Origin of the sequence: Pectobacterium wasabiae CFBP 3304 (genome assembly GCF_001742185.1) — a bacterium.
Taxonomy (GTDB): domain Bacteria; phylum Pseudomonadota; class Gammaproteobacteria; order Enterobacterales; family Enterobacteriaceae; genus Pectobacterium; species Pectobacterium wasabiae.
The window spans coordinates 3,950,777-3,974,504 of record NZ_CP015750.1; the positions used below are offsets into that span (position 1 = coordinate 3,950,777).

Sequence of the window (23,728 nt, forward strand, 5' to 3'; positions counted from 1 at the left end):
CGGTTAGCAGTTGGTCAGCAACGAGGCTTCGCCGTCGCCACCTGTCGCCGCCGGGCGGCGCTTTTGCGACAAGCTCTCTGTGCCGTCCAGCGTGGCTTTGAGGTCGCTTAACTTCTGCTCACTGGCACTCAGCTTTTGCGTCAGGGTGGCAACGTCCTGCTGCTGGCGCTGCTCAAGCTGGGTAAATCGCTGCTCAACGCCGTCGGCGTTGGTCTGCACCTGTCCGGCCACTTCGGCCACTGCCTCATGCACATCATTAAAACGAGCGTCATCACTGGACTGCTTACGTCCAAACAAGGCTTTCACGCGGGTTAACAGCGTCGGCTCTACGTCCGGCAGGTCTTCAAACTCCAGCGTCACTTCGGTAGCGACTGAAAAGAGGTTTTCCGGGGAAGATTTGCGCATAGCCAGCGGGCTATGTTTGGCTTTGGCGCTGAACTCCAGCATTTCCGTGCCGAGGCTGGCCGGGTCATCAGTGACCGCCAGACCGGCCAGACAGCTTTTCCCTGAGTTGCTGAAATTGGGTTGAATTTCCATTGAGGTATAGATTTTCTGGCGCGCTTTAATCATTGCCACCAGTTCATCTGTCGGGTCGATTTTGGCAAACAGCGCCAGCTTGCCGTTGAGCACAGAATCATCCTCAATCTTCTCGGCTTTCAGCTCGACCACATCGCCATAGCGGCGAAACGGGCTGTCAGGCAGCAAACCTTTAACGTGCTCAATGTTGATGCGGCAGCCATAGACACGCGGATCAAATCCTTCGCCCATCTGTTGAATATCGTTTGCGTCAATGATGCGACCATCACAAGTGTCGCCCTCGACACCGAACCACTTAGAAACTTTCTTTGCCATTTTCTCATCCGTTGTTTGCGGGAAGTCGGGGCGAGTATCCGGCGTGGCACTATGCCGCGCCATCAATCACGGTTCGCTAACCGCTGGCACAACAGGCACTTAAGGCGGGAATGGTCGGCGCTGACGTAGCCTTGCCGTCATGAATACAGCCATCGATACCACCATCATCAGCGACCCACGGCGACAGGCGGCTTTGCTCTACTGGCAGGGCTTTCGGTGCGTCAGATTGGGGAAATGCTGAACCAGAAAACGCCGACCGTTCAGAGCTGGAAGCAGCGCGACGGCTGGGACGCTATCGCCCCGGTATCGCGTGTTGAAGCCAGTCTGGAAGCGCGGCTGATCCAGCTCATCATGAAGACGAAAAAGGAGGGGCATGACTACAAAGAAATCGACCTGTTAGGCCGTCAGATTGAGCGGCTGGCGCGGGTGAACCGCTACAGCCAGACGGGCAACGAGGCCGATCTCAATCCCAACGTGCGCAACCGCAACAAGGGTGAACGTAAGGCACCAGAAAAAAATATGTTCAGCGATGCGGTCATCGATAAGCTGAACGACATTTTCCTGAGTGAGATTTTCGAGTACCAGCGCGGCTGGCATCAGGCCGGGCTACAGCACCGTATCCGCAATATCCTGAAATCGCGCCAGATTGGGGCGACGTTCTATTTTGCGCGTGAAGCCCTTATCGATGCGCTGACTACCGGGCGTAATCAGATTTTCCTGTCAGCGAGTAAGGCACAGGCTCACGTCTTTAAAAACTACATCATCGATTTTGCCCGATTGGTCGATGTTGACCTGAAAGGCGATCCGATGGTGCTGCCGAACGGGGCGCGCCTGTTCTTCCTCGGTACAAACATTCGCACCGCGCAGAGCTACACCGGAAATCTGTATCTGGATGAATATTTTTGGATACCCAAGTTTCAGGAACTGCGCAAAGTCGCCAGCGGCATGTCATTGCACAAAAAATGGCGCTCCACGTATTTCTCCACGCCGTCGAGTCTGGCGCACAGTGCCTACCCGTTCTGGTCGGGTGAGCTGTTCAACAAGGGGCGCAGCAACAAAGCCGATCACCTCCATCTGGATTTAAGCCATGCCAACCTTTCCGGCGGCGTGCTGTGCGGTGACGGCCAGTGGCGGCAGATTGTGACGGTAGAAGATGCGTTAGCCGGGGGCTGCAACCTGTTCGACCTTGACCAGCTCACGCTGGAGTACAGCCCGGCAGAGTATCAAAACCTGCTGATGTGTGAGTTTGTCGATGATAAGGCTTCCGTGTTTCCGTTTGAGGAATTGCAGCGCTGTATGGTCGATGCGCTGGAAGAGTGGGAGGATTTTAACCCCTACGCGCTGCGCCCTTTTGCCTATAAACCTGTCTGGATTGGTTACGACCCGTCACACACGGGCGACAGCGCGGGCTGTGTGGTACTGGCACCGCCGCAGGCACCGGGTGGTAAATTTCGCATCCTTGAGCGCTTCCAGTGGAAGGGCATGGATTTTGCCGCACAGGCCGACGCTATCAAGCTGCTGACGGAAAAATACATTGTTGAATACATCGGCATTGATGCAACGGGCATCGGTCAGGGGGTTTACCAGCTTGTGCGCGGCTTCTTTCCGGCAGCGCGTGAAATCAAATACTCACCGGAAATTAAAACCGCGATGGTGCTCAAGGCAAAAGACACGATCACCAGTGGACGGCTGGAGTACGACACCAGCCACACCGACATCACGCAATCGTTTATGGCCATACATAAAACCATGACGGCCAGCGGTAACCGCACCACCTATGAAGCCAGCCGCAGCGAGGAAATTAGCCACGCCGACGTGGCATGGGCAACCATGCACGCGCTGTTAAACGAACCCCTGACCGCGATTAACGGTCATGTCCCTGTCAGCATTTTGGATTTTAACGAATGAAAAAGCGTAAGTTCCGCCCGTCAACATCAACGTCAGACAATGAGCCGCAGCCGATGCAGGCATTCACCTTCGGTGAGCCGTCCGCCGTTCTGGATCGCCGCGACATTCTGGACTATGCCGAGTGTATCCAGAACGGAAAATGGATTGAACCGCCGATCAGCTTTAGCGGTCTGGCTAAAAGCCTGCGCGCCGCAGTACACCACAGCTCACCCATCTACGTAAAACGTAACATTCTGGTAAGCACGTTTATTCCGCACCCACTATTAAGTCAGCAAGACTTTAGCCGCTTTGTACTGGATTACTTAGTATTTGGTAATGCGTTTCTGGAAAAGCGGCTGAACAGGGTAGGGGGGTATTACGGCTGGAGTCCAGCCCGGCCAAATATACCCGGCGCGGGGTAGAGGATGATGTTTACTGGTTCGTGCAGTCATTCAAAGAGCCGCACCGCTTTGAACCGGGTAGCGTGTTTCATCTGCTGGAGCCGGATATCAATCAGGAAATGTACGGCCTGCCGGAATATATCAGCTCGTTAAATTCGGCATGGTTGAACGAATCGGCGACGCTGTTCCGGCGAAAGTATTATCAGAACGGTGCTCATGCAGGTTACATCATGTACGTGACCGATGCGGCACAAAGTGGCACCGACGTAGACAAGCTGCGCGCCGCGATGAGTAATACAAAGGGGCTGGGGAATTTTAAGAACCTGTTCTTCTATGCGCCTAACGGCAAGCCGGACGGCATCAAGATTGTGCCGCTCAGCGAAGTGGCAACCAAAGACGACTTCTTTAACATCAAGAATGCCAGCCGTGATGATCTGCTCAGCGCCCACCGGGTGCCGCCGCAGATGATGGGGATTATACCGAATAACACGGGCGGTTTTGGGGATGTGGAAAAGGCGAGTCAGGTGTTTGTCAGGAACGAGTTGGTACCTTTACAGGAACGGATGAAAGAGATTAATGAATGGATGAACGAAGAAATTATAAACTTTAACGCATATGTGTTTTAATTTTGAGATTCAGTTATGTCATAAGCCTTTGGATTTCATGGGTAAAGTCCTGAGGCTATTTTAAATAATTCGATACGTAATTATCCATGTTGGCTTGTTTAAGTATTTTGCTATTTTTAATGTAATTTAAATTATCCCATTCAAAGTAACTGCAAAGTATAACAATTATTGTGAGTAATTTTTCATCTGTCAAATTTATTAATAATTCATATTGTTCTTCTCTTTCGTTCTCTTCGACTTTATCATTGATTAATTTAAGGGGAAGATAAAATCTTCTGGCTAAAGAAAAAAAATGGTCATCTACATCCAAGTCCTCAAGCCATTCACAAATTCTCTCTTTCCCTATACCTCCATTAACTAATAAACTTAAGCTGTCGTCGATGTAAGTAACTGCATTGCCAGATTTGTATTGAATAAGTGATGTTTCTTTGGGGGTGTTTTCATGCTGTAATTCATCATTGTGAGGGGTATCATCGATCGCAATACGTAATTTATCAAAATTAGATTCTTGAGCTTCGATTAAACTAAAAAAACGCATTTCAAATTTTTTATAATTTTCTAGTTTCTCCTGTCTCTTTAATTCATGCATTAAAGCCTGATTCGACTGCAACTGTAATCTAACAGAGTGTATTAATAAGCATATGGAGATAAAACTCAGGATGGGATTTAATACCCCACCCATAAAATCACCAAATTGCCCCCATACGTCTGCACCTTGTGTACTAAGGTAACTTACTCCAAAGTTTAAGGAATACAATCCCCAAACAACTATAATCAACGCTAAACATAAAGTCTTTAACATCTTATTGTACCGTATGAACTAGATATTTTATTGTTTCGCCGCTGTTAATTCTGACTCGGCTAACTGTTAGCTTAAGATAAATACGCCCTTCGGAAGATGGAGAGTTATTTACATGTAAATTTTCTGAGATCATTTTCTTTTGACTTGACATAATTATACGTAGAGGACTATAAAAGCCAAAAGCAACTGTTTCATCTTCTCCTTCAAGTACGAGTCTTCCATTACCAGTTCTAGCATTGAATCTCGTTATGTAAGCTCTAATTTCCTCTGTTTTTTTTGCTACCTTTGACTTAAAGAGGTTTGTTGCAGTAGCCGTGTCTAATTCAATAACTTTCTTTTTGTCATGCGCTCTTTGTTTGAAATTAAGTTCTATGTTGTAATTTTTTTTGACATTTATCTCATGCATCCTTTTTAAGGGCGCTCTTATTCTTCCTATTAACTCATCTTCAATATCTGACAAGCCTTTGACAACTTCTTCTGCTTCATTAGATAATTCTCGCGTTTCTAAATAAAGAGATTGTGAGATAAAAAAACTCATCACTTCATTAAAAACAGGTTTGGATATTCTATGAAGTTCATAAATTAATTCAGGCTCATTAATCACTAAGTCAAAGTTCTGCCCATAAGAACCTGTAAAATTCTTTTTTAGTACAGCTCGTGCAGGATTTACATGTGTACGTCTTTTGATGATTACTTTCCTTAGAATAGCCTCAGCCAAAAGACAAGTAACTTCAGCTGTTCCGCCGAGAGTTGCTATGCCATATTCCATATCAACTTCATCATCACCGCTTTTGATTATGACATCGTAATTAACACGCATTACCTTTCCTTGTGAAAGTTGATTGCACAAAAAATTAAGATTAATCTCACTCTAGCATGGCATGCTATGTCTTTGAACATTTAACCTTTAAATTTGATAACGTGCGCAATGCTATCCCCGCCACGCCTGCCCGCTTTGTGTGTCGCTTTTCATGCACTCGCGCGATCCGCGCCAGCTATGGCGTTAACGGGGATAAATTGGGCTTAGATCATCATGCAAAATCATGCGGGTTATGCATGCATGGCTAAAAGACGGCATCCTCTAATCGTTTTTTCAGGTATTCGACCAGTTCCGACTTGTCACTAATCTCTCGATACTCTCTGGTTTCTATCGTGCCGTTCGCCAAATCCGCAATGATTGACATCGCGGTTTTTAATTCGTCTACATCGCACTGAGCCACTAACGATATGTCGGCGATTAACTGAACCCGCGACAAAACGGCCTGTATGTGTTCCGTGTTTTCCAAGGGGTGCCATTTCCTTATTTTTACTGTATTCATATACAGTATTTTACATATTGAAATTTTCGTCAATCACTTAGTGTGCTACGGGTGACTGATTGGTTATGTGTTCATCGCTATAAAATCGGCGTGACATGTCACTAAAACATTTCACGCCGATACATTCACAGAATTAACTTTAAATCATGCCAGCCTTGCGTATTCCAGAACTCAGATGCACCAGACAGGCAGCACTCGGAAACGGGTAATTTCTCCCAGCATTTCTGACATTTACGCTGGCTTAACTCCGCTATTTTTTGCTGTAGGGCTGCGGCATCCTGACGAATTAACGTGGTCAGGTACTCGTCAATATCATACGGCTCACGCCCCGGACGACGCAGGGCGCAGTTGCGCTTAAGCATATCCAGCTCTTGCGCATCAACATGTATCTCGATTTTCACCACGCCAGCATCACGTTGTCGTGCGCGCTGGGCGGCTTTACGATCGGCGGGGGATTTAGGCATCACTCCCCTCACTTTTTAGCAACGCTGAATCTATGCGCCTCTGGCTATCTCTGACCGCCTCAGAACAACTAACCAGCTCATCTGGTGTAAGATTTTCTTTAACCATGATGTCCTGTAAACGTTGAATTACCCCGGCTAATTTCAGGTGGCGCAGCGTGAACTTAGGAATTTCTCGCGTTAACTGGTGCATCACTCCCCCTTATAGTCTGGTAATTCAGTGATATAAAGCGCCTTTGTCCGGCCAGCCGCACCGCATGCCTCACAAATCACGGTCGAATATTCGCTAGGGGTGTATTGGTAGCCATTAAACGCCGAATGATTGCAGTATCTCTGCGTGACAAACCATTGACGTTCTGCAATCGGCTTCTTTCGTTCGACACATTTACACCTGAAAGAAACAGCCATTGTGTTAAACCTCCATCTGATTACTAAACCCCGGCCACTCATCAGCCGCCGGGTATGAAATAAGTTCGCCGTCTATCTTCATTTTTGCCCCACGCGCCAGCGCTTCCAGCTCCCAGCATTGAACGCTGATACCACGCTGGGACAAATCAATCTGGATACGAGGTATCCGCTCCCGTTAATCTGGCCGACGGTGACGGATCGCGGAGGCTATTGGGGTTAAAGTCGCGTTGCTTATGATTCTTCCTGACGGATTGCTCACGCAGACGCATTCCTAGCGCCCTCACAGCCGCGTCGTCATTCCAGTCAATCGGTGGGTTATCGGTTTCTGATGTCGTCGCTATGCCGCTGTTTTCGGCCTGCGTTTTGACATTTGCGCCTGACCGTTGAGAACCCAACCCACAGTTATTGACAGGACTCCGAGGCGCGCCAGAGGCGCTTTTTAAAGTCAAAGGCTCAAGGTCAACGGCTTTAGAAACGATGCGCCATTCGGTTGTCCGGGTTTCAAATACATGACCGTCACCCAAATGCGGGGAGAAAATCCCGACCACTTTTTGCACCTCTTCGTCATACTCGTTGAGCTTGTCTGATACCCGGCGCGCAACACGCACCGTTTGCAGTTCGCGGGAAACATTCGCGCCACCTTGTGCGGCCATGTATGCGGCAAAGTCGCCAGCGTCGGCAGCAAAGCGAACCGCTTCGACCTGTTCGTCAAACTGGTCAGTAAGGTTGACGCTGCGTAACGTGCCGCTCCGGCACTCGCGGTAAGCGCCCATCGTGGGAACACCGATAGGTTTAAATTGGGGGATACGCCACGTTGATGCCCACGCAGTGACGGCGGCGGCGACATCACGCAGCGGCTTTCCGGTTTCGTCGTCCAGTTGGCCGTCGAGCGCATACCCATCGATATTCTTGGCGATGTACTTAGCGATATAGCCAGCGGCACCGCCCTTATTGAGGTGTTTACATTCAAAGCGGTACTTAGCCGCGCCGCGCTCGTCGCCGTCTTCTTTCAGGGCGTAGCGACGCATAATGTCGATGACGGACTGACGATGTGCGCGTTTGCAAAACAGCATCATGTGCCAGTGTGGCGTCCCGTCGTGATGAGGTTCAACAACACGCATCCCGTAAACTTTCAGGCCATTATCTTTAAACGCTGTGCGCATCTTGCTGAATATGCTGACCAGATAGCGCTGGCCGTCTTTGGGCGTAAAGGCTTCATTGTCCCAATTCCGGTTAAACTGGACTGTCTCGTTTTCGCCCTTGCCGATCACGCGGGTCGGGTGATACTTCGACGGGGTAGTGATAGTGATAAACATCCCGACATCTTTGTGTTCGCTGGCGTAACGTTCTATCCCGGCGATTGTGCTCATCAGCTCCATACGACGAATTTCCGGGTTAGAAATACTCGCCATCACCTTGTCGATCAGGTCGATGCGTTCACCCGTTGCGACGTTCTCCAGCTCACAACTTTTCAGGTAATCCATATTGGCGAGGCGACGCGCCTGTACATCGCGGATCGCCATTTTGCTGGCATACGGTGACGCCTTTTTACTGACCTGACCGACGGCAATCATCAGCGCCTCGCGCCAGCGTGTGCGCTGAGCTTTAAGCTGGCGCACCCACCATTCTTCATTAGTCATTCGGCGCAGGCTGGCTATTGCTTTGCGTATATTCAGCGTGCCTTTGCGGTAGTTCTTCCAGAAAAGCGGGGTTATGTTGAACGCACGCGCCATGCTGGCGACATGGCCGAAAAGCTCGGCCTGTGCCGCATCGGTAAAGAGCGCATCACGCTGGCCGCCGCGCTCCGCTTTCATGGCATCGCTCATTTCTTCATACGCCGAAAATATCTGGCCGGAAATACGTGCAGCCAGACGCCCCAGCGCTTTGCCATTCATACCGGGCAACGTTTGATAATTGTCATATTCAGACAGGAAACGCTCGGAAGCATGGCGATTCATGGCGTGGCGGGTATTGATTGCCTCGATACGCGGCCACATGCGCTGCATAAAGCTGTTAACCAGAAAACGATTAGCGCTGAGCTGGCCTTTGTTCTTTTTCAGGTAAACGTAGCGGTTCAGGCAGATTTCACGCAGGAAGTGAGGCTGTTGGTTAATTTTGGCTAAAACGGCTTGCCCCTGAGTCCATTCCTCACGGGTAAGCTGCCTTTCTTCTGGCACGATGGCCGGGCGCGGGGCGTTCCACGGATACGCACCCACGAACGCCTCGCGGGTGCTACCGGGGAAAGGTAACGGTGGAGTGGGAGCTGAGCGCCCCCTATGGGTAACGCTCATTCACAAATACCAGCGTAAACGCTGCTGCACACGGCCTTGTCATTCATGCCAGCAAACAGATCAAACTGGTTGCCGCCGCGAGAGGTCAACGCCCAGTCTCTATAGGTTTCAATACCGTGTGATTCAACGCTGATGAATTCAATACGGCGTTCGGCCTTACGTGGGTCTTGAGTTGAAGGGAAGTACGTACTGTTACCGCGACGCGAACAGGCGGCGACCAGTCGCTCCCATTCAGCCACACGCGCTATCTCTTCAGGCCAGCGGCTAAATATTTCCGCTAACTCAGATTTTCGCGCATGGATACAGGGCATACAGCCTACTCGACTGCATCCCTGCTGATAGAGTGGATTGGGTTTAATACCGTGACGGCGTGCTAATGCAAACACATCGGCATGAGTCCATTTGAGTATCGGGCGGTAAACGTGTAGCCCCGGAGTATTATCTGCGTCTGTTTCCCATTCTGGCAGCAATGCGCGCGCTGGGGACTCTTCCGCCCGCACACCTTGCCAACTGATAACCTCATCATATTCAGCCAGTAGCGGCATGACGATCTGATCACGAATAGGCGCGTGCTTTAGGTCAAAAGTACAAAACCGGGCTTTGGTGGAAGGGAAACGGCCTTTCCACATACACAGGTCAAGAAAGGGGATTCCCGTTGGATGAAGAATATCAAGCGCACGGGCAACCGTTGCGGCGGCCTGTGAATCCGTCATACCGCATTCAGTTACCAACGTGACAGGCCAGCGCTCAGCAATGAATTTACGTTTTACTGCTATACGGTCATCAAACGACGCCTTAACTCTGCGTATTTCCCCCAGCTTGGATTCCAGATAATCCAGATAATCCATTGTCTGCGGGTGTTCGTGTCCCGTATCAGCAAAAGCACGGATAGTTGTTACTCCAGCCTCAATAGCCAACAGCCATTGCGCCAGCGAATCTTTACCGCCAGAGACTGAATTAATGTTGATGGCATCGGCAGAAAAGCAGCGTGTATCGATGACGGTATTCACAGCCCACCCCGATAATGCTTACCTTTCAGTTCGTGAATGCCCTGACAGGTCGCGCAGCGGGTCACGCCGTCGATTGCAGCGCGGCGCGCTTCGGGTATCGGTTGATCGCAGTCTTCACACTCGAACGCAGAAACGCCGCGTTGGGCGTTCCGGGCGCTGGCGATCTGATGGTCTAACATTTCCTGTTGGCGCTGCTGCACCATGTCCATAGCATCCGGCATTATTCTTGCTCCTTATCGTTGTTGAGCTGGTCAAAGGCTGATTGGCACATCGCCGCAAAGCGTTTGCTTTCGGTCAGCAGTTTCTTTGAGTCGGTGACATTCCCGCGCCAAATTTCAGTGGCGATAGCACGATGCACAAAATCGTTAATGAGGCTGACGGGGTTCTGATAAACAGCCAGCGTGGATAAATAAGGCTGGTCACCATCTTCTTTCCCGCATTTAATTTCGCCCAGCGCAAAGTCATAGCCAACTTTCGCTATTGCATAATTGCCGTTGATATCGACGCGGTTATAAGCTGGGTTTTCCATTACATCACCGCCTTGATATCTGACCCGGAATGATTAAAGGCGTCGGATTCCTGCCGTAATAACTCGATGATTTCCACGCTGCTTAATTCATGGATAGCAGCATGAGTCGCCAGTGTGTCCAGACGAGAAGAAAATGACGTGTGCGCATCGGCTTTCGCCTCGGTGCGTGCCTGAGAAAGCATTAACTGAATGCCCTCGTTTTCAGCCTTGCGGCGTATTTCCTGACCTACTGTTTTATACATGTGCATATAATCCTCAGATAAAGGGATTCCCGACGCAGTTAAGCGCCTAATTAATTTCAGGTGGTTATTTAATTCAGATATTCTTCGGGTTTAATTGCCGTCAGGATATCGGGGGCGGCTTCAAACAAGCTGAATAGCTCATTTAAGGCATGTGATATTTTATTTCGCCACGGACATGAAACATCATCAATCCGCCAGTAAGCCGACCAGCGACAAATAACGCACACCCGCGTTGATACTCTCGATCACGTTATGACGACGCGCTGGCGTCATGCGCTCATCGGATACGCTTTCAGCAGCAACCGCGCCCACTGCGGCGGTGGCCTGCAATACATACGTGGTTAGACGTTCTGCCTTTGCCTCATTCACTGGCACGGCTGGCAGGCAATTAAGCTGCGCCAAAAGCCCATCGATCAGCGTGGCGTCTTCGGTTACATCGGTGATTGCCAGCAGCTCGTCACACGTCAGCTTGTGTGGCTGGTCTGGGTTAAGTTTGTTACGCAGCATTTGAGCGTTCATGCCGATGCTTGCGGCTACATCAACCAGATTCTGCTTGTTAGCAAACGCACGACAGGCATTGTTGAAGTGCGGATGTTTTGCAATTTCGTAATCAAACATGGTTCAGCTCCTTTGAAATTCGAATAATCGAATTCATGGTTTGATGTAACGGCACTTGATGGCGTGCTGACGGTTCTTTTCCCGCCATGCCTCAAGGTTGATTAATGCGTTGCCGTGTTTAGTCATGACGGAATGGCCGACAACTTCACCTGTCGTTTTATCTTTCTTAGCGCGCTTTACGGTGCTGGTTGGTGTCGGTGCCAGCAGTACAACGCCGTTAGCGATCCATTTTTCCAGTAAAGAATTACTTATGTTATTGATTCTCGCGAATTCTTTCTTTGTCATGGTTGGTGCCATTTGCACGGCTGCAACCTGTTCGATAGCGTCTTTGATGACGCGGTTGACTTCTGGTGTCAGTGCTTTGACCAGCTCAGCAACCAGTGCGGGACTGATTGCAGAATCAAATCGTGGGGATGCATTTGCAATCTCCTGAGACATAACGCAATATCTCCTGTTAGTCGGTTTGTGTTCTATGGTGTTGCATGTGGTGTGTACGCACTATAGATCACGTGGTGTGTATGTATAAATGCTCATGGGGTGTATTTTTGGAAGGTAATGATTCTTTACAGGAAGCCCCTTCTGTTTTGCAGAGGGTTTTATCTAGCTATGGTGCGAAGACTCAGAAAGAGCTTAGCGACCTAACCTCAATTCCAACAAATACTATAAGTAATTGGATTAAAAGAAATAATATCCCTAGCAATGTCATCTTGATGTGTGCAGTAGATACGGGAGCTGATGCGCGATGGTTAGTTACAGGTGAGTTTGAAAATTCGAATTTGAAAATACCGCCAGTAACGCTAAAAGGTAAAGCGCTTTATGACCAGGTTCTGGCATCAGGTGGCAAAGCCGTTCTGCGCAGGATGCTGGATGCCTATGGTTTCAGCACACAAAAAGAGCTTGGTGACTTGCTGGGGATTTCAACGGCTACGATCAGCACATGGATTCGCCGTGATTTCTTTCCCGGCGATGTCGTTATTGCTTGCGCGTTGGATACTGGCGTTTCTCTTGAGTGGCTGGCGACAGGGCGGGGTATCACAAATGTAGGACAGGGGATTGCCGTTGATGCACCGGAAACTATTACCGTTGCTAAGAAACGCCTGCTGGCTGGTAAATTGGAAGACGATGGTTTTTGTTCTATCGACAAATCATTTTTACCTGAGGGCGTTACTCAAGAAAAATTATGCTACATACGCTCAGGTAAAGACGCTTGGCTCGTAGAAATGGGTGAGGGCGAAGTATCTAACGGTACATGGCTTTTAGATATTGATGGAAGTTTGGATGTGTATTCAGTGTCTCGCCGTCCGAGTAAATTAATTGTTAATGGACGTGATGGTGAGTTCGAATGCACCGTTGATGAAGTAGTTGTAAAGGGTATCGTTACTATTATTTTTAAAACAGCAATATAAGGATTATATTATCATGGATATGAGCTTTGTTTATATAAATGCTCAAAGAATTATCAGTGCATATTCTGTATCTCAAGTCAGTGAAAGTGAGGAACACTTTCAAGGAATATGCCACCACTCTAATCAGTTAAGAACCTTTAGAAAAGATAGGTTGATAGAAAACCTCCCATCTTATGAAGAAGCGGTAAAGGTTGCCGCCATCATAGATGCATCACAGTATCTACATCTTTTTCAGAAGCCTAAAGCTAATCTTTTCGAAGTTTTTTTTACCGGTTTTAAAAAAGCAGATAAAGATCGGTTGGTGAGTTTAGCAACAGAAAATAAAATTTCGGTAAGAAATTCTGTCACGCAGAATCTTCAAGTGCTCTGCTGTGGGTACAATGCAGGACCAACAAAAGTTACCGCAGCGAGGATGAAAGGAGTTCTCATTTTAGATGAAGAACAGTTTTTGAATATGGTTAGTACTGGTGAAGTGCCTGATTTTTAAATCATAGGATAAAAAGAGTATTAAATGAAAAGTATATTATTTTTGATTCTTGTTGTTCTGTCTTCAAGTTCAATTGCTGCTGATGAAATATCTGGCGCTAATGATGTTCGGCATCCGGTTGCCTCGATGGATACTCAGTCTAATATAGCAACGCCTGCTTATTATGATGATGAGAAAAATCTAGCTAAATTAGCTGAGAAAATATCATCCTTAAACAAAGATAAACGAGATGCACTGGAAATATTAGAGAAAGTAGACTCTTTTTATTCAAAATCTTTTTACAACTTATTAATGCTAATACTCGCGCTGACGAGTATAGTTGGGTTGCTTATCCCGATAATAATATCAGCTTACCAAACTAAATTACTTAAAGGGCAAACGATCAATTTGCAACAAACCATAACTAATGAAGTGGCATCTAAATTGTCGGAACTAAAGGAAACTCTCTATGCTGACAATGAAAAGAAAATGTTAGAATTAGAGGGTGATGTAAAGAAAATTATCGAAAAAATGGAAGCTGAATATAAAGTTGAAATAAAAAACCTTAGAGCTGAAAGTCTTGCCAGGATCAATCATGTTAGTGCCGCTACTTGTTTTGTTAATAAAGAGTACGGAACAGCGGCTAAATTTTATTTTAGAGCTGCTTTAAATTATATGAAATATAATAACCATTCTGGAATAAGAAATGTGACTAATTTTCTTATAAAAAATGTTATGGCTAAAATCCCATCAGATCATGAGACCCCGCAGCTCGATGAAAGGTACAATAAATTCATAAAAGAACTATCATCATTTAACACTGAATCAATATATAATGACGCTATTTCTGAGTTGAAATCAGCTTGGGATGATTTTGAAAAAAGAGCAAAGAGAAGTAAGTAATGATAAAAATTATAGCTTTTTCTTTTTTTTTATTAATGCGACGCCTTTCCCTTCTTTCAGATTAAATTCATTTTTAGCCAAGCAAGAGTTATCTATAGATCTATGAATTTCACCGAATAGTAACATTTCAAGTGCTGCACTGATAAGTATTTTTACCAATCTCAGGCGTCTGTAAATTGAATGGGCATAAAGGAGTATATCCATGGAGTATCAAAGTATCCGTCTAAATGTGAATGAAGGTTTTCAGAAATTATGCGCCAAGCATGACTTAACGTTAAGCAAAACGGAATGTTTCAGCGCCAGCACAACGATGAAAGATATCATCGATTTTGTGTATCAAGTGAAAGACGCTAACGTACACCTTGCTTTGCTGGCCTATATTGCTGTCGAGTGGCTGAAAGGTAGAAAAGGCCGGAAAATTCACATCGCAATTGAAAATGAAAAACTCAAAGAGATCACCGCAGAGAATGTGAGTAAGGAAGAGCTGGAAAGCATTCTCACCAAAACAGTGGCTTTGTTTACAAATGAGTCAGAGTAACGCTGGCTTTTACCGTTCCATCGGCCAACGTATTGCTTCAGGCTATGCGTTGGCTTGTTTGTGATGTGTCGCGATACTGTCGCCAAGGGTGTGTTTAAGTGTTTGATTTTAATGATGTTGATGAGTATTCAGTCTTTTTTTATATCATTGATTTTTAACTATTTATTTTTTATATCCACGAAAATCCACGAAAATCGATATACGGTCTTTTATAGATAGGTGTATTCCTTCCCGCGAGTATCCAGATATTTCTCTGTCATTCTTACTTATTTATGTCCCAGTAGTTTCTGTGCAAACTCCTTTCCCCGTTCTTTCTCATACAACCTGCCAGCGAGACTTCTTATCTCATGGAATGTCGGCGGCTTCTCATCTAGTTCAATCCCTGATTCCTTTCTGGCTTGGACAAGTCTTTTGGTTAGCCCGTTGAGTTCTACGGATCCGCTTGGGTTGTTTTTTCTAATGCCGACACTAATCATGTAATCCGTTTTGCTGGAATCACGGCATTGATCAATCACATCGGACAGAGGACAGACGCAGCCCAACCTGCTTCGGCGGGTTTTTGCTTTTGTACAACAGTCCTCCCTGATAAAATCTTAAAAAATGGAGGAAGTATATTATGACGAATTGGGGATTAGGGGCTTTAGTTGCAGGGGTAGTCTGGCTTATCGTGTCATTTAATATGAGTACATCCATAGTGATAGACGGTAAACTTGTCACGAATGTTTTTTTGATCGCTGCTCGTGAAAGTCAGATGAATATGGGTTGGGTGTTAGTCGTAGTCGGGGGCGTTTTCACGCTCTTGGGAGTGGCTAGAAAACGGTATACCAATAAACACCGTGAACCCTGAAAGCACAGTTATAATAGCTAGGGAGCATTATGCGTATTTGGGATTACTGTGTGATAGCTGCCATTTTTCTCTGTGGTATCGTTATGATAGTAGAGTCTATCATTTACGTTCGTAGAGGGGTTTATACAAAGACTTTTAAAGGCGTCAGTCGGCGCGAGTATATTCATAGGAATGAAAGGCCAGATGTATACTGGTTACATGTGATTTGTCATTTCAGTGCGGGTATCGCGATGATTTATATTTTTTTCTGGATTTTTTATCCTTTTTCCATATGACTACGTTATCTTATTTTAATATCTTATCAATAGGGGCAAGGATGTGAGTATACAGATTTTATTTCTGTCGGTGTTTTCGTTTTCGGTAATGGCTGAGGTTGAGAAAGAAAAATGAGGTCACTCATTTGGAAAAGATAAATTCGACGGATTTCATATAGAGAATGCAACCACCGATAATGGAATTGCAAAGATACAATTACAAAGACGTGTTGGTATGTTTTCACTGAATTTGTTCATGTATGGTAGTAAGTTTTCTTGCGAAGATGTCCAAACGACAGAACCTCAGAAACCCGCCATTGGTGCGGTTTTTTTGTTCAAGTGATTACGCTTCTTTTGCGTTCGCTGTGTAAATTAACAGATAACTATTAGCAACATAACGCTGGTATCATTTACACTCTATTTATGGATGTGTGAAACACTGGAGCGTGTATGAAATCGGTTTTATCGTTTGTTGTCGCTATTTTAATTTCCTTTTCCTCTTATGCTTCTGATTTGACTGAAGACCAAGGATTATCTGGTTTAATTTGGTCAAAAAAATCCAACAAAGAAGCGATCCAATTAATCAACAAGAATCCTGAGTTAATCAATTCAAGGACTGGTGCTGGGTTCACTCCGTTGCACTTAGCCGGGATGATTGGGAACAAAGAAATTGCCATATTTCTTCTGGAGAAAGGGGCGGATGTTAATGCTGTTAATGACGATGGGTATAGTCCTTTAGTGGTAACTATAGCTAACGGCAATCAGGATATAGCAGACATTTTGATAAAGAACGGTGGCAAGGAACTAAGACTTTAACGTCGCAAATAAAAATCATTTCCAGGCTCGCTTTGGCGATTCTTTTTCTTTTTATTGCAAAGGGATTGACGTTAAGATGCGAAAAATCATAGTGTTAGTACTGGCTTTACCATTGACATCATTTGCTGCCATTAATGATATCAACAAAGCCGCACATGAAATCTGCCTGACTGAGTGGAATATTACGGACAAGGTGGGATCAACGGATAGAGATGTGCTGGCAATCGTCAATGAAGAGGTATCCGACTTCAAAGAACGTGGTTTTAGCCTTTCAGATTTCGGTATTGATGAGCCGGAATACATTGCTACATCGGCTAGGATTGCCGAATCATTTCGTAAAGATCATCGTCCTCCTAATCGACAATATGACGATGATATAAGGGATACACTCAGAGAGTTGGTGGTTCCTCGTTGTGTGATAAAAGTAAAAGAGAGTTTAACTAACCATTAAGCTATTGCGGTACAAAAAATACGGGCTGCGCTAACGCGTTGCCTTTTTTTATTTCCTTGATCCGCGAACAAAGATCTATGTAGGCAGGCGAACCTGTGAGGGTCTTTTGACCAAAGAGATCCTCAGATGTCTAAACAAGCAGTTTATAGGGAGCGCCAGTGGTGGGGTGTGTAAGTTCTTAGTTTCGGTCGATGGCCGAGATGTGGCACTATTACAACAAAATCAATTTGTAACTGCTTATTTGAAGAATGGGCTGCATAAACTCATGGTCAGCAATGAGTGCAATGTCCTTTCAATGGGAATGAGAAAGACCGTTGATGTTATCGCGAATGGAAACGAACAAGAGTATGTCACAGAGGTGGGCTTCTGGGGGCAATACGGGTTGTGGCAAACTAAATAAACGATAAAAATCATCTTGGCTGTTGAAAAAATGCCCGTTTATTTTCATGGTTATCGCGGTTCAGCGTCAGATGCTGTGCCTTTAAAAGGCGCAGCATCCTGTAAGGATTACCGGCTGTTGCAGGATTGCCGTTGGTTTTTAAAGGCTTTTAAAAATAAATGCTTGCTAAAGATTTTCATCCGTGCGTTAATAGCTCGTCGGTTTGATTCGCAGACCTAAAAAGCAGTTTAGTAAAGCAGTTCTCATTTCAAAGTGTTATCCATAGATATCCCTTCTTTGAGCCTCCTTATTGTTGCTAATTAAATTCTGTGCGCAGGCCCTATTTGCCGGAAGGCGCTATAAAAAATTAAGGTAATTTCTATGTCTAATAAAATGACTGGTTTAGTAAAATGGTTTGACGCTGGTAAAGGTTTTGGTTTCATTACTCCTGACAACGGTAGCAAAGATGTATTCGTACATTTCTCTGCAATCCAGAGCAACGACTTCAAAACTCTGGACGAAGGCCAAAAGGTTGAGTTCACCATTGAAAATGGTCAGAAAGGCCCATCAGCCGGTAACGTTGTTGCACTGTAATAACGTTGCGCTGTAATACAGCCAAATTGAATTGATGTGTCTCTTGCGATAGCGATGATGGTTTAAACCGGAGCGGCCAAGAAGAACACAAAAAAACCCTAGCGTAAAGCTGGGGTTTTTTGTTTATAGATCATAACGGGTTTCGATTGGGCCTTTTGTACTTAGATCTCAGCGAGTGGCCGAATATGAACTCATCAATCGTGGTGGACTATTTTAAATTTATGAGATAGTTAATATCGCTTGGCTCTAAGTGAAGGAAAGCGTGAGTCGTTTTCACAAGGTATCCCATCATTATCGCCATCCATTTCTGTATGAGGACAATTTTGGATGAAAAAGTATGCCTCTTCTCTGGACCTCATCTGAGTGCAATATTGCCTACCGTCACAGACAAAACGATTATTTTCTTGTTTTCGATCTTCTATCTTTGTTTTTCCAGCGCTCTGGCTATCATCATCGTGATGGTACTGATAAGGCGATGATGCCTGAACAGTAAAAGAGAATGCTGTAGATAGCAAAATAATGAATAATTTCCGTTTCATTGATATATACCTGAAAGAGTAATATCAAAGAATACTATCATTATTGTTAGGACAGCGAATATTAATAATTATTAATTATCCTGATATCTTAGGATTTAGTGGGTTTCCTTATCCTGCTGATAATATTGATTTTAATTTGGTTTTGGGTATGTGGATGGCCTTAGCAAGGAAATGGTTGGATTTTTTTAAATAAATAATACGAATACAAGATTATTCATCTCGATGTTTTTTATTCGTATTTTTGCACCGAGGATGGAAGAGGTCGTTATTTCTTGTGCGGCAAAGGCACCGAAAGACAAAGTAGAGAATGCGATAACTGCGATAAATTTTTTGATGTTTTTCATAATCCGTTCCTTCACCGTTTATTAGGTTAACTAGACGTTGTGACTTGATGTGGCGAATGATAGTTCTCCTCGCTTGCAATGAATATCAGAGAGATTTTTTTTCAAAAAAACTGTTCTTTATTTTCTATGACATTCATTCCTGTTCCGCAGTAGGATGAAATCTGTGAATAATAAATCAGTAGATGAAGGGAAGAGATATGCAGATTTCAGCCAATCGTCTGATGGCGACAGTGCAAATCGTATTGCAAAAAGCAGGATGTGAAGAAAATGAAGCTCGTATTGTCACCGAGCACCTTGTGGCCGCTAACCTGAAAGGACATGACAGCCATGGCGTTGGGATGTTGCCGCACTATGTGGAGTTCATCGGGAAAGGCATTATGCACCCGAATACTCCAGCGCGTTTACTGCGTGATGGCGGAGCTGTGCTGCAATTTACTGGCGATCGTGGTTTTGGCCAGCGAACGGGAAAAGAAGCGATGCAGGCTGCCATTGAGCGGGTGAAAACGACGGGTGTGTGTTTAATGACGCTGTCGTCTACTTGTCACTTGGGACGGATTGGCACCTATGGAGAAATGGCAGCGGGCGCCGGGCTTGTTTCGATACACTTTGTTAATGTTAACGATCTCGATCCGATAGTGGCTCCTTGGTGTGGCAGTGAAGCGCGCTTCGGGACAAACCCGATTTGCATTGCATTCCCGCCAACGGAGCACAATACGGCTTTCGTTCTGGATTTTGCCACCAGCGTGGTGGCGCTGGGGAAAACCCGCGTTGCGTACCTGGCAGGTAAAACGTTTGATGAAGAGGTAATGCTGGATTGCAACGGTGTTTCCACTAACGATCCGAAAGTCATGTGGGAAGGTGAAAAGCACGGCGCGTTGAAGCCGATTGCGAAACATAAAGGCGGCGGGTTGATTTTAGCGGCTGAAATGCTGGCAGGGTTGCTTTCTGGCGGCGGAACTATTCAGCCGGAGAACGCGCGTCAGGGCGCGATAGTGAATAACATGACGACGATTGTCATCGATCCCAGCAGCATGGTTTCCATCGCGTGGTTGCAAAAAGAATATGATGCGATGCTGGACTACGTTCGTTCTTCAACGACTCCCGATCCGATGCGACCTATTTTAATCGCGGGTGAGCCAGAATGTTTATCTCAAACTCAACGTCGGGCTGACGGTATTTATCTTTCCGATCAGGAGTGGCAGAAAATCGTGGAAGCGGGGATATCTCTGGGGATGAATCCGGCTGAACTCGCATTAATCGCATAATATTACCCAAGGGAAGAAAATAATCGGGGAACAATGCTGATGCGGGGATGGTTGATATTTGCGGTGATACTGGGGGGCGCTAATTGCCCTTGCACCCGGTATTCAACGCCAGCTTCCACCCGGTTACGATCCCTTTTCTATGGGGCTTGTCGACGATAAAGGTAGCACTGAAAATGAGGTGAGGGCGGTAGTATCACCGCCCTGAGCGATATGTAGCGATAAACAACTATGAAATAACGGGGTCGGGTATTGAGAATTTTTCTCTAAACTCAGTGAGTTTATTATGTGACTTCAGTAATTCTTCGGGTTTCATTTTCAAGATAAGATTCATAACCAACTGGTATGCTTCACTTTCTCCGTTGGCCAGTGCAATGGAAAGCCAGGTGTGGGCTAACATACTGTCTTGAGGAATTCCTTTTCCGCTATAATACATAAGGCCAAGGTTATATTGCGCATCCGGTATATTTTGTTCGGCGGCTTTGGTGTACCACATTACGGCTTGGACGGGATCTTTCTTAACCCCTTCGCCATTATCATAAGCAACACCGAGATTATATTGTGCCCAGGCATGGCCCTGTTCGGCGGCTTTGGTGTACCACATTACGGCTTGGACGGGATCTTTCTTAACCCCTTCGCCATTATCATAAGCAACACCGAGATTATATTGTGCCCAGGCATGGCCCTGTTCGGCGGCTTTGGTGTACCAGATTACGGCTTGGACGGGATCTTTCTTAACCCCTTCTCCATTATCATGAGCGATACCGAGATTATATTGTGCCCGGGCATGACCCTGTTCGGCGGCTTTGGTGTACCAGATTACGGCTTGGACGGGATCTTTCTTAACCCCTTCTCCATTATCATAAGCGATACCGAGACTGTATTGCGCCCCAGCATTTCCTTGCTCCGCTGCTTTGGTGTGCCAGACGACGGCCCGGGAATAATCTTGCTGAACACCTTTTCCTTTCTTATACAGGAGTCCCAAACTACTTTGCGCCCAAGCATCTCCCTGTTCCGCAGCTTTGGTGTACCAGTTGGCGGCTTGGGCATAATCTTGTTGAACGCCTTTTCCAATTTCATATAGATACCCTAGGTTATGCTGTGCTGCCGCATCCCCCTGTTCCGCGGCTTTGGTATACCAGACGGCGGCTTGGGCATGATCTTGTTGAACTCCTTTTCCTGAATCATATAAATAACCTAGGCTCGTTTGCGCCCACGTATAACCTTGTTCGGCGGCTTTGGTGTACCAGACGACGGCCTGAGAATAATCTTGCTGAACGCCTTCTCCATTGGCAAGCATATAGCCAAGGCTGTATTGGGCTTCAGGATTATTTTGATTGGCTACTGTCTGTACTTCATCAAATGTTTTGTTGTCAAATTTGCTGGAAAAAGCTGGTGTGGTGTAGAAGGCGCATATGAGCGTCGCTGATAAGAATAATGAAGGTATTGATAACAATGTCATGTGTAATCCGTCACGTGAGAGTTATTAAAATAGGTATCCTGATTGATAAGCAGCGCCACATGATTTCCCTGGTTGGGCGTGTGGGGCGAGGCGAATAGTGAACCTAAACATTAAGATAATCAAATGACTGACATGATTTGGGGCAATAATAGGAATTGATAATCAAATGAAAAATTGGCGGAGTGTACCGATGGGAATACGTAAAGGAGAGGATTAAAAATCAGCGTACTCTTGGGCGGGAACCCAGAAACCATCAATATACTCTTCAATGGGGAAGCAGCCGGCTCGACGCAGGCGTTGTTCGTCCATCGCTTGTAGACACTGTGCTTCGGTGTTGTAGGCACCAATGACCAAATCGTCACAACCATGCCCGAGATAACAAACAAATATCACTAATGCAAACATCTCGCTCTCCAGATATTACTGAGTTTCTCTATCTGTCAGGATAATTGTAGATGAAAATCACTAAGGAAAGGGCAGGCGGCTGTTCATCAGGTGGTTTTATCGCCACCTGATGCAGAATGCGCATTTATTCTTTAGCAAGAGGCCGTGCGGGGGACGCGCCATCCCGAACTAAATCGCGTGGCAGGCTGTTTTTTATCCGGCTGCTGATGCGCTTTGCCAGACCAACGGGCGTGTTCTGGTAAGTTAAAATCAGTTCATCCGCAGTAGGAAGCGGTTCCGGATAGCTGTCTTTGCCCTGAAACCATTCGCAGGCGATGCGATCGTTCAGAGAGTAGGCATTGCTCGCGTTCGGGTCTGCCAGCGCAACAACCGCTTCATGCTGCCAGCGAAAGCCTTTGGGGAAGCGTTCGGCGAGCTTAATACCAATGCGTGAGAATTTGATATTGCCAAAAGCGGAGGTGAGTGCCGCAGGGAAAAGCCAAATCTCGCTATCACGCTGCCACAACTGAAGTAACGCGTCATCCCAGTGAATACCCTGTTTACGCGCAGCCTCTGTGAGTAACGCACGATCTTTGTGTGCGAGTGGCGAGAAGGGGAATTTGCCGACTTTATAACCCGGGCGCGGCAGTGGCGGTACGCTGGCGGTTTTACGCAAACGGGCAACAAAGAAGCCTTCACTGTCGTAAATCTGTGGGAAGACGTGTAAAAAGCCTTCTTCTGTTGTGGCGCGTTCGGCGTCAGCGAAGAGATCGTCTAGCGATTCAAACTCACACGCATCAGGGAATTGCGCCTGTAACCAATGACAAACCTGCTGATTTTCCTGCCTATTCAGCGTACAGGTGGAATAAATCATCACGCCGCCGGGTTTCAGGGCATGGAACGCGCTCAGAATCAGATCCCGCTGCGTAGCGGCAATGTTGGTAATGCTCTCTTGCGACCAGTGGCTCATCGCCGCCGGATCTTTACGCACCACGCCTTCCCCCGAGCACGGGGCATCCAGCAGTATCGCATCAAAATATTCTGGCAGCGCCGCGCCGAAAACGCGCCCATCGAAGTGAGTAATCGCAGTATTGCTGACGCCGCAGCGGCTGATGTTAGCGTGCAGCACTTTTACCCGGCTCGCCGAATATTCGTTGGCGACGATAGCTCCTCCATTATTCAGCCGTGCCGCAATCTGCGTCGTTTTGGAACCCGGTGCAGCGGCGACGTCCAAAATAGTTCCCAGCGTATCATTACGATGGAACAGGGCGCTGACGGGCAGCATGGAGCTGGCTTCCTGAATGTAGAATAGCCCGCTCAGGTGCTCCAATGTATTGCCGAGCCGCGTGTTTTCCTCTTCCGTATTCAGCAACCAGAAACCTTCCTGACACCAGGGGATTGGCTCAAGCTGCCAACCATAAGGCTGCACGATCTGTAGAAAAGCATCGACGCTGATTTTTAACGTATTGACGCGGATGCTCCGGCGCAGCGGGCGCTGGCAGGCGGCAATGAAATCCTCCATCGAAAGTGATGAAGGCATGATGTCTCGCATAGTGTCGAGAAATTCAGCAGGCAGATTGGCTGGAGTAAATTTTGCCACGACGTGGTTCCGTACCGGTTATTCAGTAAAACGAGGG

28 protein-coding genes and 3 pseudogenes are annotated in these 23,728 nt (G+C 46.5%); 12 read left to right on the forward strand and 19 right to left on the reverse strand.

Annotated elements, in window-relative coordinates:
• Nucleotides 1–3: 3 nt before the first annotated feature.
• Nucleotides 4–852, reverse strand: coding sequence for a GPO family capsid scaffolding protein (locus tag A7983_RS18005; RefSeq protein ID WP_005967828.1), 849 nt, complete (start codon nt 850–852; stop codon nt 4–6).
• A gap of 201 nt (nt 853–1,053) precedes the next feature.
• Between A7983_RS18005 and A7983_RS18010 the strand changes: the two genes are divergently transcribed.
• Nucleotides 1,054–2,760: a terminase ATPase subunit family protein gene (locus A7983_RS18010; protein WP_235778025.1), complete on the forward strand. Its 1,707-nt coding sequence runs from the start codon at nt 1,054–1,056 to the stop codon at nt 2,758–2,760.
• A pseudogene (locus A7983_RS18015) lies at nt 2,757–3,766 on the forward strand (phage portal protein). Before A7983_RS18010 ends, A7983_RS18015 begins: the two are co-directional and overlap by 4 nt.
• A 55-nt stretch (nt 3,767–3,821) precedes the next feature.
• Here A7983_RS18015 and A7983_RS18020 read toward each other — a convergent pair.
• The 12 genes and pseudogenes from A7983_RS18020 to A7983_RS18075 form a co-directional block, all read right to left on the reverse strand.
• Nucleotides 3,822–4,568, reverse strand: coding sequence for a hypothetical protein (locus A7983_RS18020; protein WP_005967837.1), 747 nt, complete (start codon nt 4,566–4,568; stop codon nt 3,822–3,824).
• A gap of 1 nt (nt 4,569) precedes the next feature.
• The gene (locus tag A7983_RS18025) at nt 4,570–5,388 is read right to left on the reverse strand and encodes a hypothetical protein (RefSeq protein WP_005967839.1); all 819 of its coding nucleotides are present in this window, start codon (nt 5,386–5,388) and stop codon (nt 4,570–4,572) included.
• Between the two features lie 244 nt (nt 5,389–5,632).
• A complete protein-coding gene (locus A7983_RS18030) occupies nt 5,633–5,854 on the reverse strand; it encodes a 3-isopropylmalate dehydratase small subunit (protein ID WP_005967841.1) in 222 nt (73 codons plus the stop codon).
• A gap of 158 nt (nt 5,855–6,012) precedes the next feature.
• Nucleotides 6,013–6,351, reverse strand: coding sequence for a hypothetical protein (locus A7983_RS18035; RefSeq protein ID WP_005967843.1), 339 nt, complete (start codon nt 6,349–6,351; stop codon nt 6,013–6,015).
• On the reverse strand, nt 6,344–6,541 hold the full coding sequence (locus tag A7983_RS18040; RefSeq protein WP_005967844.1) for a hypothetical protein: 198 nt from the start codon (nt 6,539–6,541) through the stop codon (nt 6,344–6,346). The genes A7983_RS18035 and A7983_RS18040 overlap by 8 nt, the downstream gene beginning before the upstream one ends.
• Nucleotides 6,542–6,760: 219 nt before the next feature.
• Nucleotides 6,761–9,047: pseudogene (locus A7983_RS18045) on the reverse strand (replication endonuclease).
• A complete protein-coding gene (locus tag A7983_RS18050; protein ID WP_005967850.1) occupies nt 9,044–10,057 on the reverse strand; it encodes a phosphoadenosine phosphosulfate reductase domain-containing protein in 1,014 nt (337 codons plus the stop codon). Before A7983_RS18050 ends, A7983_RS18045 begins: the two are co-directional and overlap by 4 nt.
• A complete protein-coding gene (locus tag A7983_RS18055) occupies nt 10,054–10,278 on the reverse strand; it encodes a TraR/DksA family transcriptional regulator (protein WP_005967851.1) in 225 nt (74 codons plus the stop codon). The genes A7983_RS18050 and A7983_RS18055 overlap by 4 nt, the downstream gene beginning before the upstream one ends.
• Nucleotides 10,278–10,586: a DUF5405 family protein gene (locus A7983_RS18060; protein WP_005967852.1), complete on the reverse strand. Its 309-nt coding sequence runs from the start codon at nt 10,584–10,586 to the stop codon at nt 10,278–10,280. The genes A7983_RS18055 and A7983_RS18060 overlap by 1 nt, the downstream gene beginning before the upstream one ends.
• A complete protein-coding gene (locus A7983_RS18065) occupies nt 10,586–10,834 on the reverse strand; it encodes a DUF2732 family protein (RefSeq protein WP_005967854.1) in 249 nt (82 codons plus the stop codon). The genes A7983_RS18060 and A7983_RS18065 overlap by 1 nt, the downstream gene beginning before the upstream one ends.
• A gap of 180 nt (nt 10,835–11,014) precedes the next feature.
• Nucleotides 11,015–11,446: a phage regulatory CII family protein gene (locus A7983_RS18070; RefSeq protein WP_005967856.1), complete on the reverse strand. Its 432-nt coding sequence runs from the start codon at nt 11,444–11,446 to the stop codon at nt 11,015–11,017.
• 33 nt (nt 11,447–11,479) lie between these two features.
• Nucleotides 11,480–11,884, reverse strand: a complete 405-nt coding sequence (locus tag A7983_RS18075; protein ID WP_005967859.1) for a hypothetical protein — start codon at nt 11,882–11,884, stop codon at nt 11,480–11,482.
• Between the two features lie 44 nt (nt 11,885–11,928).
• Here A7983_RS18075 and A7983_RS18080 point away from each other — a divergent pair, with 44 nt between their 5' ends.
• The 4 genes from A7983_RS18080 to A7983_RS18100 all read left to right on the forward strand — a co-directional run bounded on the left by A7983_RS18080 (nt 11,929) and on the right by A7983_RS18100 (nt 14,759).
• Complete coding sequence (locus A7983_RS18080) at nt 11,929–12,852, forward strand: phage repressor protein CI (RefSeq protein WP_005967860.1); 924 nt, start codon at nt 11,929–11,931, stop codon at nt 12,850–12,852.
• A 13-nt stretch (nt 12,853–12,865) separates the two neighbouring features.
• Nucleotides 12,866–13,339: a BRCT domain-containing protein gene (locus tag A7983_RS18085; protein ID WP_005967862.1), complete on the forward strand. Its 474-nt coding sequence runs from the start codon at nt 12,866–12,868 to the stop codon at nt 13,337–13,339.
• Nucleotides 13,340–13,363: 24 nt separating this feature from the next.
• Nucleotides 13,364–14,221 (forward strand): hypothetical protein, encoded by an 858-nt coding sequence (locus tag A7983_RS18090; protein WP_005967863.1) that lies wholly within the window; start codon nt 13,364–13,366, stop codon nt 14,219–14,221.
• Nucleotides 14,222–14,423: 202 nt separating this feature from the next.
• Nucleotides 14,424–14,759, forward strand: a complete 336-nt coding sequence (locus tag A7983_RS18100; RefSeq protein WP_005967865.1) for a hypothetical protein — start codon at nt 14,424–14,426, stop codon at nt 14,757–14,759.
• A gap of 266 nt (nt 14,760–15,025) precedes the next feature.
• Here the strand turns inward: A7983_RS18100 and A7983_RS18105 are convergent.
• Nucleotides 15,026–15,283: pseudogene (locus A7983_RS18105) on the reverse strand (tyrosine-type recombinase/integrase); the annotation flags it as partial.
• Nucleotides 15,284–16,310: 1,027 nt separating this feature from the next.
• Between A7983_RS18105 and A7983_RS18120 the strand changes: the two are divergent.
• The 5 genes from A7983_RS18120 to cspE all read left to right on the forward strand — a co-directional run bounded on the left by A7983_RS18120 (nt 16,311) and on the right by cspE (nt 18,100).
• Nucleotides 16,311–16,676 carry an ankyrin repeat domain-containing protein gene (locus A7983_RS18120; RefSeq protein ID WP_005967869.1) on the forward strand — a complete coding sequence of 122 codons (366 nt, stop codon included), beginning with the start codon at nt 16,311–16,313 and terminating at the stop codon, nt 16,674–16,676.
• A gap of 76 nt (nt 16,677–16,752) precedes the next feature.
• A complete protein-coding gene (locus A7983_RS18125; RefSeq protein ID WP_005967870.1) occupies nt 16,753–17,127 on the forward strand; it encodes a hypothetical protein in 375 nt (124 codons plus the stop codon).
• Between the two features lie 106 nt (nt 17,128–17,233).
• Complete coding sequence (locus tag A7983_RS18130; RefSeq protein WP_005967872.1) at nt 17,234–17,527, forward strand: hypothetical protein; 294 nt, start codon at nt 17,234–17,236, stop codon at nt 17,525–17,527.
• Between the two features lie 15 nt (nt 17,528–17,542).
• Complete coding sequence (locus A7983_RS23985) at nt 17,543–17,746, forward strand: hypothetical protein (protein ID WP_152413517.1); 204 nt, start codon at nt 17,543–17,545, stop codon at nt 17,744–17,746.
• A 141-nt stretch (nt 17,747–17,887) separates the two neighbouring features.
• Nucleotides 17,888–18,100, forward strand: coding sequence for a transcription antiterminator/RNA stability regulator CspE (gene cspE / locus A7983_RS18135; protein ID WP_005967874.1), 213 nt, complete (start codon nt 17,888–17,890; stop codon nt 18,098–18,100).
• A gap of 230 nt (nt 18,101–18,330) precedes the next feature.
• Here the strand turns inward: cspE and A7983_RS23595 are convergent, their stop codons facing one another.
• Both A7983_RS23595 and A7983_RS18140 read right to left on the reverse strand, forming a co-directional pair.
• Complete coding sequence (locus tag A7983_RS23595) at nt 18,331–18,639, reverse strand: excalibur calcium-binding domain-containing protein (protein ID WP_071531091.1); 309 nt, start codon at nt 18,637–18,639, stop codon at nt 18,331–18,333.
• A 185-nt stretch (nt 18,640–18,824) separates the two neighbouring features.
• On the reverse strand, nt 18,825–18,983 hold the full coding sequence (locus A7983_RS18140) for a YdgH/BhsA/McbA family protein (RefSeq protein WP_005967876.1): 159 nt from the start codon (nt 18,981–18,983) through the stop codon (nt 18,825–18,827).
• Between the two features lie 197 nt (nt 18,984–19,180).
• On the opposite strand from A7983_RS18140, the gene A7983_RS18145 reads away from it, so the two are divergent.
• Entirely contained in the window at nt 19,181–20,248 is a 1,068-nt protein-coding gene (locus A7983_RS18145) for a malate/lactate/ureidoglycolate dehydrogenase (protein WP_005967878.1), read from the forward strand.
• 226 nt (nt 20,249–20,474) lie between these two features.
• On the opposite strand, the gene A7983_RS18150 is transcribed toward A7983_RS18145, so the two are convergent.
• The 3 genes from A7983_RS18150 to rsmF form a co-directional block, all read right to left on the reverse strand.
• The gene (locus tag A7983_RS18150; protein ID WP_069704152.1) at nt 20,475–21,707 is read right to left on the reverse strand and encodes an SEL1-like repeat protein; all 1,233 of its coding nucleotides are present in this window, start codon (nt 21,705–21,707) and stop codon (nt 20,475–20,477) included.
• A gap of 213 nt (nt 21,708–21,920) precedes the next feature.
• Nucleotides 21,921–22,112 (reverse strand): YdfD/YebW family protein, encoded by a 192-nt coding sequence (locus tag A7983_RS18155; protein WP_005968959.1) that lies wholly within the window; start codon nt 22,110–22,112, stop codon nt 21,921–21,923.
• 124 nt (nt 22,113–22,236) lie between these two features.
• Complete coding sequence (rsmF, locus tag A7983_RS18160) at nt 22,237–23,691, reverse strand: 16S rRNA (cytosine(1407)-C(5))-methyltransferase RsmF (protein ID WP_039477127.1); 1,455 nt, start codon at nt 23,689–23,691, stop codon at nt 22,237–22,239.
• Nucleotides 23,692–23,728 lie beyond the last annotated feature (37 nt).

Coding starts and splice junctions, on each gene's coding strand:
- A7983_RS18140 (WP_005967876.1), bottom strand. CDS start 18,983: ATGAAAAACATCAAAAAATTTATCGCAGTTATCGCATTCTCTACTTTG.
- A7983_RS18075 (WP_005967859.1), bottom strand. CDS start 11,884: ATGTCTCAGGAGATTGCAAATGCATCCCCACGATTTGATTCTGCAATC.
- A7983_RS18020 (WP_005967837.1), bottom strand. CDS start 4,568: ATGTTAAAGACTTTATGTTTAGCGTTGATTATAGTTGTTTGGGGATTG.
- A7983_RS18070 (WP_005967856.1), bottom strand. CDS start 11,446: ATGTTTGATTACGAAATTGCAAAACATCCGCACTTCAACAATGCCTGT.
- A7983_RS18100 (WP_005967865.1), top strand. CDS start 14,424: ATGGAGTATCAAAGTATCCGTCTAAATGTGAATGAAGGTTTTCAGAAA.
- A7983_RS18145 (WP_005967878.1), top strand. CDS start 19,181: ATGCAGATTTCAGCCAATCGTCTGATGGCGACAGTGCAAATCGTATTG.
- A7983_RS18155 (WP_005968959.1), bottom strand. CDS start 22,112: ATGTTTGCATTAGTGATATTTGTTTGTTATCTCGGGCATGGTTGTGAC.
- A7983_RS18150 (WP_069704152.1), bottom strand. CDS start 21,707: ATGACATTGTTATCAATACCTTCATTATTCTTATCAGCGACGCTCATA.
- A7983_RS18120 (WP_005967869.1), top strand. CDS start 16,311: ATGAAATCGGTTTTATCGTTTGTTGTCGCTATTTTAATTTCCTTTTCC.
- cspE (WP_005967874.1), top strand. CDS start 17,888: ATGTCTAATAAAATGACTGGTTTAGTAAAATGGTTTGACGCTGGTAAA.
- A7983_RS18065 (WP_005967854.1), bottom strand. CDS start 10,834: ATGCACATGTATAAAACAGTAGGTCAGGAAATACGCCGCAAGGCTGAA.
- A7983_RS18035 (WP_005967843.1), bottom strand. CDS start 6,351: ATGCCTAAATCCCCCGCCGATCGTAAAGCCGCCCAGCGCGCACGACAA.
- A7983_RS18025 (WP_005967839.1), bottom strand. CDS start 5,388: ATGCGTGTTAATTACGATGTCATAATCAAAAGCGGTGATGATGAAGTT.
- A7983_RS18080 (WP_005967860.1), top strand. CDS start 11,929: ATGTGGTGTGTACGCACTATAGATCACGTGGTGTGTATGTATAAATGC.
- A7983_RS18090 (WP_005967863.1), top strand. CDS start 13,364: ATGAAAAGTATATTATTTTTGATTCTTGTTGTTCTGTCTTCAAGTTCA.
- A7983_RS18125 (WP_005967870.1), top strand. CDS start 16,753: ATGCGAAAAATCATAGTGTTAGTACTGGCTTTACCATTGACATCATTT.
- A7983_RS23595 (WP_071531091.1), bottom strand. CDS start 18,639: ATGAAACGGAAATTATTCATTATTTTGCTATCTACAGCATTCTCTTTT.
- A7983_RS18040 (WP_005967844.1), bottom strand. CDS start 6,541: ATGCACCAGTTAACGCGAGAAATTCCTAAGTTCACGCTGCGCCACCTG.
- A7983_RS18060 (WP_005967852.1), bottom strand. CDS start 10,586: ATGGAAAACCCAGCTTATAACCGCGTCGATATCAACGGCAATTATGCA.
- A7983_RS18085 (WP_005967862.1), top strand. CDS start 12,866: ATGGATATGAGCTTTGTTTATATAAATGCTCAAAGAATTATCAGTGCA.
- A7983_RS18005 (WP_005967828.1), bottom strand. CDS start 852: ATGGCAAAGAAAGTTTCTAAGTGGTTCGGTGTCGAGGGCGACACTTGT.
- A7983_RS18055 (WP_005967851.1), bottom strand. CDS start 10,278: ATGCCGGATGCTATGGACATGGTGCAGCAGCGCCAACAGGAAATGTTA.